Raw genomic sequence first — 13,073 nt, forward strand, 5'->3', positions numbered from 1 at the left:
AGTAGCACACAGTTGAATAGCCAGATAGGGTCAGTGAGTAAATCACGAAGAAACACGGAGGGAGTGCGTTCGAGCAAAACCGCTCCAAAAGTGCCGACAGCTATGACACCTATCACATATGTAATGATAAAAATGATTGAGTCGCGTCTAAATGACGGCTCCATATCGTCTAATTGACTTTGGTCGAAATAAATCCAGTCGGTACATCCGAACGTGTAGTGACTGAATTGCCAGATTCAGTTTCAGGCATATTTCTGAATAAAGAAGTCGTGTTACCAACTACTACTAGGTGATGGCAGCGTCATGAAACGGATTCACGCTGTGGCGAAAGCCCGGCAGCGCAGCGGCCACCGGCCGTGAGCAGCCCGGACCGTGGAGGTGGTGGGAGGTGGCGGTGACTGCGTTCACCAGCAAAAAAGGGGCTTCGCCCCGGCTATTCCCACCACCAGCCGCGCTCGGGGAAGTGAATCGTCGTCCATCCGGTCACGGCCAGTGAGACACGGCCCTCGTGCCAGTTCCGGGCAGCCTTGTGAATGCGCACCTGCTCGCCTTCCTCGATCCACGGCGCGTCTGAGGACTTCCAGATCGTCACGCGTGTCTGTCCACTGTCGTCTGCGATGAGCCCGACCTGTGCGATGCTCGGATGCGAGGGATCCCACAGGGTTTCGACACGCCCTTCGATACTCACCTCTTTTCGAGAGACCTCCTCGAGTTTTCCGATGGGGATAACGTGTCCGGGCGCCGTCTGCAGCTCCTCGAACACGTTGACGACCGCACTCGTTAGGTCTTGGCCACCGACGACGGCTTCACTCAACCGCCGGCTGATCGCTGCTCGAGACCAGCCATCCAACTGCTTTGCGAGTCGCATCGACTGCTTGTTCACGGCCGCCAACTGCTCCTGGGTGAGTTCTGTCCGGGGATCCGCCCGCTCCGGGTCCGCCATCGGATCCACACTTGCCGCCCGTTTCTGGAATTCCACACGCCGCGCTTTGTTCTGGTTCGCAGCGATCGTTCGTGTCCGCTTTGCACGACCTTCTTGTGTTCCTATCTCGGCCTGGGCACTGATTCGTTCGAGTTCGTCCTCTCGTGCTCGAACGCGCTCTTCCTGCTCGAGGGTTGCACCGTGAATCCGCTCATCGCTCGTATCGACGATCCCATCTGGGTGGTTCGCATCCACCTTTGCTTGGACCTCTTGCTCGACTGTTGCCTCGAATTCCGGCGTCTCGCCGACGACCGGGAAACCGTCTTCATCGACCGCCTGCTCGTCCGCCTGTTTGAGTGCCTGTTCATCGACCGTAACGGCCTTGCTACTCGAGTTGTTACTAGACATTGCTGTATATCCGAAGGCGTTCACGCGCCTGCCACCGCGATGCTACTACATCGCGGTTTTCCGACGAGACCGACCGACTAGATATATCTGCGCGCTCGCGCTCGCGCCTTCGCGAGCGCCCATCTGGGCGCGAGCGAGAGCGCGCCTGAATGCGGTGTTCCAACCAGCACCGCGCGGCGACCCGCCCGGAGCGAGCGGCCAGCTTTAAGCCGTTTCTCGTGTCCGGCCCGGACTGCGGGTCCGTGTCCAGCGCGACTGTCGTCGAGAACGCGCGCCGCGGTGTGGCGCGCGACAGCGCAGGCGGCACCAAGCGCTGGAACGCGAAAGCCCGCGAGGGGCGCAACCGAAAACGCGCTTAATGCTGGCGCCGAGACCAGATTCACTTTAGCCCGGAACGGTGAGCGACGCCAGGAGCGAACCGCAGCCCGGAATGGTCGGTCGCGAGCGACGCGGAGGGCGGCACGCGGCGAGCGGGGCGGGCCGATACTCAAAAGGGGGTAACCAACGCAACAGCAGCCCGATCAATCCACGTGGGTGGGATCAAAAGGGGCTGGCGCGCTCGAGGAACCCCGCCGACACAAGCACCGCAACTTGTGAGGAGCGCAGCGAGGCGCGGGACTCGAGCGTGCCAGGGGCTTTCACCCTATTATCGAAAGCGGTGATTGCAAGCCGCTCAGTGAGATCTACTCCATCACAGCTGGTTCAGTGACTCCTCCACACACTACAGTTGCAAACCTCTCGCTTTTTCGGATCTCTTATTCCCAATCCCGCCAGCCTTCGAAAAGGTGGTTGTTTTTCCGCCAGAGTTGGGGTTTGAGTAACTGGTTTGAATCAACTGCTGGATGATCTCGATCAAGACCAGAGTGTTCTGCTACCCAATCTCGGTACTCAGATACATTCTGAGGCATCTCGGGGGAGTGAGTCTCCATATGTGGCGTATTGAGGTAGTTCAGTGGTTCCCCACATACCATGCAGGGGAGCATGCCTTCATTCGGCTTTTTTCCCTCTGTCATAGTAGGGACCTATGTCTCACTGCATGATAATTCTATGTTCTGTACTTCCCGACTCAAGAGAACAAAGCAAGAATTCAGACCACTTCTGATCTCGATTTAGTCGACGTACTGGGATTTCCACTCACGGCGATCTTCGATCGCTTGTTCTCCCTCGTCTGTAATCGCGTAATAGTTTGTGCGTCTGTCGAGTTGTCCTTTTTCGACAAGGTCCTTATTCACAACCGTATCGAGATTAGGATACAGCCGACCATGATTGATTTCTGAACTGTAGTACTGCTCGATCTCGTCTTTGACGTCCTGTCCAGATGGCTGGTCAGCACCTGCGATTACGTACAGCAGGTCGCGTTGGAATCCTGTAAGGTCGTCCATGGCCCAGCCATTCAGGCGAGATGATATTTGTTATTCCACACGTACGTAGATGTAAGCTGATCCAACTAGTCGGTTCTTTATACCACTAGCTGATTCTCGTTCCATTCACGACATCCTGAGACTGTGGCCATGATGAAACGACACTCGAGAAATCCAATTCAACGCGCACGCTCAGCGGCCACAACCGTCTCACTCCGAACTCGAGAGTAATTCGCCGACATACTGATCTTCCCGTACGTGTTTAGCCCCGTCTGATTTCGTCACTGTCTCGTAGGTGGTGGCCTGTGACAGATACATGGTCTGTCAGCAGGGAGTCAGTCTACATTCTCAGGGATGGTCTCCGCTGCCCGGAGACCATCCCGTCGGCCCTGCTGTCGTCGTTTCGAGGTGGAATCGATGAGCTGGGACGATCTCTCCAAGGACGAACTCCTCTCGCGGTTTCTCCAGATGGAGGAGCGAATCGACGAGCTGGAAGAGAAGATTGCCCAGAAGGACAAGCGGATCGAGGAACAGAACGAACGGATCGAAGAGCAGCAAGAGCGGATCGAAGAGCAGCAAGAGCGGATCGAAGAACTCGAAACACGTCTCCGGAAGTACGAGAATCCACACACTCCACCCAGTAAGCGACGGTCGGGGACCGACGAGTCCCCGACCTCGCAGGACGACGAAGACGACGATGTCCGAACTGATGGTGGTACTCCCGGTCGAAAGGACGGTCACAACCCGGAGTGGCGCTCTCCGCCCGATCCTGATGAAGAAATCGAGGTCACCTCTGACTGTTGTCCCGAGTGTGGCGACCACTTCGACGAGTCGGTGGGCGTCAGCCCCCGACTCGTCGAGGAAGTCCCGGATCCACAGCCACCAGAAGTCACCCAGTACAACCGACACCGCTACCAATGCGACTCCTGTGGAACTGAGACGGTTGCGACTCACCCCGACTGCCCCGATGAGGGGCAGTTCGGGGTGAACGTCATCGCGCAATCTGCCCTGTCACGGTACGATCACCGCCTTCCCTACCGGAAAATCACGGACCGCTTCGAGCAACTTCACGGACTCGAACTCTCAGGTGCATCCGCGTGGCACGCGACCGAGCGCGCTGCGCGCGCCGGTCGCTGTGAGTACGAGCAGATCCGTCGAGAGATTCAGGAGGCTGAAATCGTCCACGTTGACGAAACCGGCATCAAGCGTGACGGTGACCAAGCGTGGATCTGGACGTTTCGGACGGACGAGCATACGCTGTACGCGGTCAGAGAGAGTCGTGGGAGTGATGTTCCCGCGGAAGTCCTTGGCGAGGACTTCGCGGGAACGGTCATCTGTGATGGGTGGACGGCGTATCCAGCGTTCAGCAGTACGCTTCAGCGGTGCTGGGCACATCTTCTCCGGGAGGCTGAAGACGTTGCTAGTGACCACGAGGAGGCAGAACCGGTGTACCGGTATCTCAAGCAGATGTTCGTCGGTCTCCAGTCGTGGCTGGAGACCGACCCAGATCCTCGTGCGAGAGCACAGATGCATCGAGCGTGTCAGGACGGCCTCAGATCGCTCGTTGAGCGGTCAGTGACCGACGAACCAGTGGCAACACTCCTCGGGAAGATCGAAGGTGGACTCGACCACTGGCTCACCTTCGTCGGTGAGCCAGCGGTCTCCCCGACGAACAATGCCGCAGAAAACGCCCTTCGTGAACCTGTTGTTCTCCGGAAAATCATCGGAACACTCCGGAACGACCGTGGCATGTTCGTTCACGAGACGATCTTGTCCCTGCTGGCGACGTGGCGCCAGCAGGGACGCAACCCATACGAGGAACTTACGCGGGTTGTCCACGACAACGAAATGATCTCACGAGAGCAGACTGTGCCGGTTGTTGAGACCTCGGGGTAAACACGTACATCTTCCCACTCCCAACGGTCCTCGAGTTCGCGTCGGCCACGCACTGTAATCGTGTAGTAGTTCGTTCGCTTGTCGGCCTCGCCTTTGTCTTTGTAGACGAGCTCTTTGTCGACGACCGTATCGAAATTCGGATACAGCCGCCCATAGTGGATCTCGTTCTCGTAGTACTCCTTGAGTTCACCTTTGATCGAGAGGCCCTGAGGATCGTCCCGGCCGGTGATCACGTACGAGATGCCAACGTTGGAAGCGGGTGAATCCACTTTGGCGCAGAAAAACTGCCACACTGTGGCTTACTCGTCCCACAAGCTGGTGATTCGTTCTTCGATGGCATCGAGGACGAGTCGCAGTACATCCCGATGATCGCTTGGCCACGAACTGTCCTCGCCGGGTGTCGGGGCAGTGGGCGGAGGATGAAAGTGGTCTCGCGTATTGTGAGGGTTCGGATGCCGGTCCCACCGGCACTCCCAGGCGTGGTCTGGATGCACCTCTCGGTAATGGATTTTGAAGTCGTCGTTCGTGTACCAGCGAACAGTGAGACTCGCCTCCCCCACAGTTTCAGGATAGTACGATGGTGCGAGTGTTACATAGAGTTCAAGATGCCCGCTCGAATCCGTGATCGTCGCTCGAGCGACCTGCGCTGTGGCTTGGAGGCGTGTCTGAAGAAACTCGAGTACTGGGCGGTCGATAGGCGCGGGGCTACGTCCATCTCCTGCAGGCGGCGTCATCGATGGGATTACCCGGACGCTTGGTCGGTCTCAGCGCCAGCACGTTGCTGACGGGCGCGTTCGTAGCGCTTGCGCTCATCTCGAGCGGTCGCCCAGTCGGCAAGGTCGCTATACACATCGTCGATCGTCCGTTCGTCGCTCGTCTCTGCAGCATCGACGGCGTCGACGGCTGCCGGCGTTGTGGCATCGTACGTTTCTTCGTAATCTGTAATCCGTGTCGTGAGCGTGCGGACGTGCTCTTGGAGTTCGTCGATGGTGTGCTCAGCAGCGAGCTGATTGATGCGCCGCCACTGGAAGTATGCATCATTGCGCTCGTAAGTCGTCGGATGGCCGTCGTGACGCGTGACGATCCCGAGGTCACTGAACCAGCCCAGATATTTTCGGGCTGTCTTGGGGTCGCATTCGGCCTGTTCTGCGATAGCGCTCGCCGTTGCAGGCTCGCGGATCTGAAGGATTGTCCCGTAGATGCGCTGTTCAACATCATCGTCACGAAACGCATCCTCAAAGGATGGGGGGCCGTCTGGAGACTCTGTATTGGACATACTCGATCTTGCGCGGCTACCGATATAATTCTTACCTCGAGGAATAGTTTCCTGAGTGGGTGAGGTCGGGTGTCCGTATCATTTCTTCAGTATTCTCTGTGCTTTTCACGACTTATTCTGAACTGCTCACAAAACTCATGACAAGTACAGGGAAGGAGCGATTAGTATCTACCTGCCACAAGTTGCTGGAGGTAGAAAGCGCGATACTACTGTCGGTCAGCATCAGTGGTTTCCAATATTGAGTGCTCTGACGGCCTCAGACGGTGTGACATCCCACGCGACGAGTCGGTCTGCAGCCAGTTGCCACGCATGGTTGGCAAGGTCGGGATCGACATCTTCGGTCTCGTAGCTAAACTCCGCCAAAGCGACTGCAATTAGGAGGTCCTCCTGTCGATTGGTGAGCATCGCTGCTGTTGGCCGCGGCTTCGGATAAAAAGAGTGGGGTGTTCTACCGAAATCACGGACGCTTCGTTCAGTGACGTGGCTTCCAGTCTGGCGTTGACGGTACTATCCCACTGACGGAACACTCAAACGCCTCCTTTGACATGAACAGATATGGACCGAGCGATCCTCGTAGTCTTCGTGACGCTCCTTGTCGTTCTTGCAGGATGTGCGGGCGGCACCGAAGGAGCCGAGGACGCGATCGACGACTCGCAGTCGGTTGGAGATGCCCTCGATGTCGTCGAACTGAACGTTGCAGACGTATCGCCCGATGAAGAGTACATTGTCCTCGAGAACACCGCCGATGAGCCCGTCGATTTGTCCGGGTTTGAACTCCGAGATCGGGAGGATGGGCAGGTCGATGGCGGCCTCTCACCGTTTTCGTTTCCAAGTGGGTTCATCCTCGAGTCCGGGGAGACGGTGAGGATAACGACCGGTGAAGGCGACTCAACGGAGACCGAACTGTACTGGGGGTACAACGTGAATATCTGGCGAGACGATGGCGACGTGGTTCGGGTCGCCGACGCCAATGGCCAAGTCGTGCTCGAGCACGCTTACGGCGATATCAATCTCGATGAGTCTGAGTCGGACGGCGATGTAGATGGCGGCACTGGTGACGAGAGCGATGGAGACGGCGAGAGTGCTGTCGAGGGCGAACTCGAGATTCACCACATCGACGTTGGACAAGGCGATTCGACTCTCATCATCACGCCAGCCAATGAGACGATCCTGATCGATACTGGCGACTGGCGACAGGACGGCAGTGAGGTCATCGCCTATCTCGAGGCCCAGGGGATCGATCGGATCGACCACCTCGTCGCGACGCATGCCGACGCCGACCACATCGGTGGCCACGCCGCTGTGATCGAGCACTTCGAGACGACTGGTGAGGGCGTTGGAGCCGTGTACGATTCGGGTGTCCCATCGGATTCAGCTACCTATGAGAACTATCTCGATACCGTCGACGAGTACGGCGTCGACCTGCTCATCGTCGAAAGCGGTGATGAACTGCCGCTTGAGGGCGACGTTTCTGCCCAGGTGATGAACCCGCCTGCTGGGGACGCTGGGAGCGATGTTAACGATAACAGTGTGGTGCTGGCGTTCGAGTTTGGCGACTTCCAGTATTTAGCGCCCGGCGATGTCGATACTGGTGTCGAGCAGCGGCTGGTCGACGAGTGGGGAAGCGACCTCGAGAGCGACATCTACAAGGCCGGCCATCACGGCTCATCGACCTCCTCGAGTGACGCCTTCGTAGACGCCATCGGTCCTGAGACGGCCATCATCTCGAGTGCCTACGACTCACAGTACGGGCACCCAAGCGATGAGGTCCTCGAACGGTTTGCCGACCGAGAGATCAAAACGTACTGGACGGGAGTCCACGGCGATATTGTGGTTCGCACTGACGGCACGTCGGTCGACGTAGAGTCGAGAGAGTCGTTCTCGACGGACCCAGAGGATATCCTTGCGGAGACACCTGATTCCGACGACGAGACGAATGCACTGGCACCCCCTCAGCTTACTGCAGGTAGTGTCGCCAGTGGAATTGATGGAGCTGTCGCTCCTGCTATGGGGTGAGAAAGATGGATGGGACGTACACTGGCGTTGTCGATCGAATTGAGGACGGTGAGATTGCCGTAATCTTGCTTGAAGAAGACGAGCAGGTGATTGAGCAAGTGGATATCCCCGCTGATCGACTCCCAGAGCCCGCCCGAACGGACGGTGGCGTGCTGTCGGTGACGCTCGAGGATAGTGAGGTCGTGTCGATGGAGTACCGACCGGACGCAACGCGAGAGCGCCGTGAATCTGTTCAGGAGAAGTTGGATCGGTTGTCCGAGCGGTTATCCGATCGTGAGGAGTGAGGAGACTATTCGTTGACGAACAAAGAATCGGACGTGCTCAACGCCTCCCTGTACTTGCTGTACTGTTCATTCGAGGAGGTCACAGAACGGTTTACATAACCACTCTGAGCCTACCCGACGAACGGTAAGTACAGGGCAAGTAGGTAACGGAGCGACGACTGATCTATCTGGAAGATAGCAGAAACTGCGTGCTGAATAGAGAGGATAGTTTCAGTACGACGGCTACATTTGTTTCGTGTTGGAACCAATGAATCAGTCGTTTGTCGAGCCTGCTTATTGACCGCTGGGATTCCTCCCAACCAGTGTATCTCTTCAGAGAGTCGTGCTGAATACAGAGCGCGAATGTGGCTCCTGAGGTGTTTCTACTTTAGCGTGTCAATCGAAACTAACCAAAGAATATAATGGGTGTTAATTGAATGGGGACATATGGCACGAACGACGTTCTTCAGTTTCCACTACGATAACGATATCTGGAGAGCTAGTCAGGTCCGGAATTCAGATGTCGTTAATGATAGTATTGACGAATCTGGATTTATTGATGGCGCAAGTTGGGAATCAATAAAACGTGATGGAGATGATGCAGTTCGAGACTGGATTAATAGAAATATGAAGGGCTGTTCTGTGACGGTCGTTTTAATTGGCAGCGAAACATACGATAGAAAGTGGGTGAATTACGAAATTGAAAAAAGTTATCAAGAAGACATGGGATTAGTCGGCGTTAGGATTCACAAAATACGAGATAAAGATGAAAACAGAGATCGGCGTGGTAAAAACCCGTTATCAAAATATCAAGATTCGAACACAGGTGAAAGTCTGTCTTCTATTTTTAATACCTATGATTGGGTGAGTGATAATGGACGCGAGAATTTAGGGAATTGGGTGGAGGAAGCGGCTCAAATTGCTAACCGGTAATGGGCGACGACGACGACCTTCATACAAAAGATCTTGAGTTCATTCAAGATATTATCACCCGCTTATCTGAAAACTCATTTAAAATTAAAGGCTGGTCAACCACTCTTATTGTGGTAGTCCTTCTTTTTCGGACTAGAGATCTGCACCTCTTGGTTGCATTTATACCTCTTTTCGGATTCTGGACATTGGACGCATACTACCTCAAACTTGAGCGAAGATACCGATCTATGTACAAGGACGCAAGGACAGGGAACAAAGATAGGGACCAGTTCGAGATGGACTCATCTGCGTATAGTGTAGACTCAATCTCGAAATTGATGCTTTCAAAATCGCTAGCGCTTTTCCACGGAACAATTTTCATTCTACTATTAATATATTCGGTGCTTGTCTTCCTATTGTGGTTGTTTCCTAAACTGTGTGTTGTATTATAGTCAATTCCCTTAATATTCTCTATTAAATTTGATGTATTTTGGCGGTACCTATTAACAAATGGGAGAACGAATAATGACCTCTGACTGTAACACTAATACTATGGGAGATTGTGAGTTTTGTAAGATCGTATCCGGAGACGCGCCAAGCAGTGTTGTTTATCAGAATGACCGTACTTTGGCTATGATGACTCTTCGGCCAATGGCCAGAGGTCATATTCTTGTGATACCAAAAAAACATGCAGCCTCACTGTCAGAGATGGAATACGAGACTGGAGGAGAGTTGTTTGAGGTGGGGATGAAAATAGCTGAGGCGCTCAGAGCTTCAGAAATAGAGAGTGAAGGGATCAACTTTTGGCTAGCAGACGGGAAATCAGCCGGTCAGGAAGTATTTCACGTTCATCTTCACGTATTGCCAAGGTCAGAAACAGACGGAATTCGTTTGGAAGGACCGCGATTGGGCTTAAATCGCTCAGAGATGGACTCCGATGCGGAAATCATCAAAGAACAGTTTAATGGAGGTGAACACGAATTTTAATTCCATTCTTGGTCAGGACGCACGGTCATTCCAACAACTGAATCGGTTTTTTGAATAGAACTCTTGTCGTCTGCTGACTTCATTCTCTGTATCTCGCACGCTACTTCTGCGAATATCTGAATCGGAGGAAAGTGTTCGTTCAGCGGTCTCAGATCAACCGGTCGTTGTCATCGTCGTCCTGATTTATGAGGTCAATCCCAGAGTTAGCTAAATCCTCTCCGATAGACTCTACATCGATGTCACCCATGTTTTGCTGAGAGTTGTTCGGTAGTTCAGGCCCATTCTGCTTCTGAACAGGAGTAGAGTCGTTATTGGCGGTCTGCAGCCATTTGTACAGTAGATAGCCTCCCCCGACGATTCCCCCTATCTTACCTGCAGATTGAAGGCCCTTCACAAACTTCTCTCCGCTAGTTATCTCTCTGACCGACCTCTTCTCTTCCTCAGTGAGCTGGTCGGCCTGTTGTTTGGCATCTTCAACCCAGTCCCCAATGTTATCCCAGCCATCATCTCTCTTCCATTCGTACGTCTCAAATACGTTAGAGAGTTTCTTCACTCCGCTTTTGGTTTCGATGACAAAACACTTCAACGGGTTTGCGCCTTGGAAATCCTGACCGTCGTCCTTGTCTTTCAACCGGTGTATCTTGATGCCGATTATTCCGTTACCCTGCCTGACGCTCTCCTTAATCTCGTAGTTGACGTATTTCCGGCCCGCGGTTTCGTTACCGATCAGAACCGCTGTTACTGAGGTACCGTGTAGCTGGTCGTCTATCCAGTTCTTGATCTCTTCCTCGCTTTGCTTCTTGACTTCCTCCCAGTCCGCAGCATCCTCAAAACCAGCGGCTTCTCTCCCCTGCGTCACCCACGCATTTCTAACCGGGTTGACTCGCCACTTGTCTCTCTCGTAGTGGAAGCTAAAGAATACTCTCCGAACCATGCTATGAACTTGTAGCCCAGTTGAATACCCACCAGTATCAAAATTCCGCCACCATAGTGAAAGTAAAGGAGAGAGAAGGTTCAAAGATCCTTTGTGTAATCCACTTTTTAGATGTCGATTAGTTTCTTCTCTAAATCATCCCGGTGAGAATCGCTCACGCCAACTCACTGGCTAGGGTGATTGAAGAATTGTCTACTGCGTACTTCAGAAGGTCGTACATTTTGTTGATCGGTTCGATATCCGGCCTTGCGAACTACTGGATCAATTTCGACGACGTCTTTGAGAGATCAACCCATTCCGGAACTCTTGATAATGAGGTAGAGTCTACCGAAGACTAAAATTTGGGCCATTCCCACACAGTATGCTCATCCGATTTGTGCCTTCAAAGTGAACAAATCTTTGCCGGTATCTACCGACGCAATAGTTCATCTCCAACCATGGGTACTGTGGTCAATTCGCGCGCTGTATTCAGCACAACTCTGCCAATACCATCAATATTTGACATAACTGACAGTATTAAACCCGCACGCGTAGTGACCGAATCGGGTGTCCCTATCATAGCTTACTCTGAATTGAGGAAACGATCTTCCCAACGATTGCTATTTCGAACTATCGCCGAATAATCGTCTCCACAGAGAGGCTGTCTCCGAAGCGGTATCACAGTTGGACGTCGTCCCGGCTTGTTCTTCTCGAGTCTGCTCGATCTCTCGGTCACGCTCTGCAAGTTCGGCTTTGAGATCGTCGATCGTTGCCTCGAGGCAATCGATACGCTCATTTTTCTGTTCGAGCGTGGTCTCCAGTTCGTCGATACGGTCGGTCAACAGTCGGTTCTTCTCGACCAGATACGCACGGTTCCTATTCCGTTCCGATTCGTCACGGCTGGCAGTGGTCGACGACTCGCTCGTTCTGAGAACAGATTCGGTTGACACCTCTCGAGTGTCCGGGTCGTAGAACTCGGAAGTATTCGCAATCGCACGTTCGATGGTCTTCTCGCCGTACGTAGAGCCATCCGCGTAGTGGACTTCGTCCCACTTGTCTCGAAGCAGCCCCGATTGGCGGAAGAGCCGGTCCATCTGCTGCTGATCCCCGCCAGTCCAGAACGCCAGCAAACAACACAGCGCCATATCTGCTTCCGACTGACTCTCGTAACCGGCAGTCGAGCCACGCCACAACCGCTCGAATTTCTCACTGTTCGATGCGTTCCGTGCTCGCTCGAGCAGCTCCTGATCCTCGAGGTCGACGTTGGTATCGGCTGCACTGTCCCTCGTTTCCGTCTCGTCCCTAGTGCGACGGTTCCCAGATTCGTACTCTGAGTCCGGCTTAGAATCTTGGACGTACTCACGATGGATCGCGACGAGCGCGTCCTGCCGACGTGCAACGCGAGTTGGCATGTCCTCGAGATGGTCGCCGGTCACAGTGAAAAACCGGGCAGTGTCGTACAGTTCAATACTGCCACGGCGGTTCCGTCCATCTGGGAGTTCTCCCTCAATGAGCACATGAAATCCAGTGCCTGATGGAGAGATCTCCGTATAGGAATCGAGTCGCTCGATGATATCCTGCGCTGTGTCGTCGACGTCGCCGCTTTCGGGATCCCGACAATCATCCAGATCCACGCCGACGATGGGATCGTCGTCGGTAAAGACGAAGCCGATGCCATCGGCGTTCTCCGTGCCGGCGTACTCGAACGCTGTCTCGAACGACACCCATGTTTCGGGATCCGTCGATGACGCGAAGGCACCACTCCCTGGCGTCACTGGTATCTTCGTCGGCTTCCCATCTCGGGGTTCTTCTTTCCAGCAGACCCACTGGTCGCGCTCACGTAGTTCCTCGGGGAGTACCGAGACAGCACTCTCAGACATCATCGATCGACCTCGTAATATGCGTCCAGTTGGACATCGTGCATCCACTATCACGATGCTGACAAACACACCGAAATCCAGTGGGCTGTTCGCTACCCTGTCCAACGGGGGCTACCCCTTCTATACTAGTTGGTTTTGACCCGGGATTTACCCTGAACACTGCTCCCGTGATGCGGTTTTTACCCTGAACACGGGTGGAGGGTTTACCCTGAACATTTGTTTTACCCTGAACAGAGTGT

At 54.2% G+C, this 13,073-nt stretch carries 12 protein-coding genes and 1 pseudogene; 5 read left to right on the forward strand and 8 right to left on the reverse strand.

What is annotated here, in order from left to right:
• Positions 1-433: 433 nt before the first annotated feature.
• Positions 434-1,330 carry a hypothetical protein gene (locus NATPE_RS19170; RefSeq protein ID WP_006181074.1) on the reverse strand — a complete coding sequence of 299 codons (897 nt, stop codon included), beginning with the start codon at positions 1,328-1,330 and terminating at the stop codon, positions 434-436.
• 1,109 nt (positions 1,331-2,439) lie between these two features.
• Positions 2,440-2,712, reverse strand: a complete 273-nt coding sequence (locus NATPE_RS19175) for a PadR family transcriptional regulator (RefSeq protein ID WP_006181073.1) — start codon at positions 2,710-2,712, stop codon at positions 2,440-2,442.
• Between the two features lie 396 nt (positions 2,713-3,108).
• Between NATPE_RS19175 and NATPE_RS19180 the strand changes: the two genes are divergently transcribed.
• A complete protein-coding gene (locus NATPE_RS19180) occupies positions 3,109-4,587 on the forward strand; it encodes an IS66-like element ISNpe8 family transposase (RefSeq protein ID WP_015298760.1) in 1,479 nt (492 codons plus the stop codon).
• Positions 4,588-4,595: 8 nt separating this feature from the next.
• Here the strand turns inward: NATPE_RS19180 and NATPE_RS21720 are convergent.
• From NATPE_RS21720 to NATPE_RS19190, 4 genes and pseudogenes are all read right to left on the reverse strand, one after another.
• Positions 4,596-4,856 (reverse strand): annotated as a pseudogene (locus tag NATPE_RS21720) (helix-turn-helix transcriptional regulator); the annotation flags it as partial.
• 30 nt (positions 4,857-4,886) lie between these two features.
• A complete protein-coding gene (locus NATPE_RS23125) occupies positions 4,887-5,321 on the reverse strand; it encodes a hypothetical protein (RefSeq protein ID WP_015310293.1) in 435 nt (144 codons plus the stop codon).
• Positions 5,322-5,329: 8 nt separating this feature from the next.
• Positions 5,330-5,863, reverse strand: a complete 534-nt coding sequence (locus NATPE_RS19185) for a DUF7342 family protein (protein WP_006181071.1) — start codon at positions 5,861-5,863, stop codon at positions 5,330-5,332.
• A 222-nt stretch (positions 5,864-6,085) separates the two neighbouring features.
• On the reverse strand, positions 6,086-6,268 hold the full coding sequence (locus NATPE_RS19190; protein ID WP_006181070.1) for a hypothetical protein: 183 nt from the start codon (positions 6,266-6,268) through the stop codon (positions 6,086-6,088).
• 150 nt (positions 6,269-6,418) lie between these two features.
• Here NATPE_RS19190 and NATPE_RS19195 point away from each other — a divergent pair, with 150 nt between their 5' ends.
• From NATPE_RS19195 to NATPE_RS21735, 4 genes are all read left to right on the forward strand, one after another.
• Positions 6,419-7,879 (forward strand): MBL fold metallo-hydrolase, encoded by a 1,461-nt coding sequence (locus tag NATPE_RS19195; protein WP_006181069.1) that lies wholly within the window; start codon positions 6,419-6,421, stop codon positions 7,877-7,879.
• A gap of 5 nt (positions 7,880-7,884) precedes the next feature.
• On the forward strand, positions 7,885-8,163 hold the full coding sequence (locus tag NATPE_RS19200; protein ID WP_006181068.1) for a DUF3006 domain-containing protein: 279 nt from the start codon (positions 7,885-7,887) through the stop codon (positions 8,161-8,163).
• Positions 8,164-8,589: 426 nt separating this feature from the next.
• Complete coding sequence (locus NATPE_RS21730; protein ID WP_006181067.1) at positions 8,590-9,075, forward strand: TIR domain-containing protein; 486 nt, start codon at positions 8,590-8,592, stop codon at positions 9,073-9,075.
• Positions 9,076-9,606: 531 nt separating this feature from the next.
• Positions 9,607-10,041 (forward strand): HIT family protein, encoded by a 435-nt coding sequence (locus NATPE_RS21735; protein ID WP_006181064.1) that lies wholly within the window; start codon positions 9,607-9,609, stop codon positions 10,039-10,041.
• A gap of 148 nt (positions 10,042-10,189) precedes the next feature.
• On the opposite strand, the gene NATPE_RS19210 is transcribed toward NATPE_RS21735, so the two are convergent.
• The gene (locus NATPE_RS19210) at positions 10,190-10,975 is read right to left on the reverse strand and encodes a TIR domain-containing protein (RefSeq protein ID WP_006181063.1); all 786 of its coding nucleotides are present in this window, start codon (positions 10,973-10,975) and stop codon (positions 10,190-10,192) included.
• Between the two features lie 599 nt (positions 10,976-11,574).
• Positions 11,575-12,837 carry a phage NrS-1 polymerase family protein gene (locus NATPE_RS19215; RefSeq protein ID WP_015310294.1) on the reverse strand — a complete coding sequence of 421 codons (1,263 nt, stop codon included), beginning with the start codon at positions 12,835-12,837 and terminating at the stop codon, positions 11,575-11,577.
• Positions 12,838-13,073: the final 236 nt, after the last annotated feature.

This window comes from Natrinema pellirubrum DSM 15624, assembly GCF_000230735.2.
Classification (GTDB): domain Archaea; phylum Halobacteriota; class Halobacteria; order Halobacteriales; family Natrialbaceae; genus Natrinema; species Natrinema pellirubrum.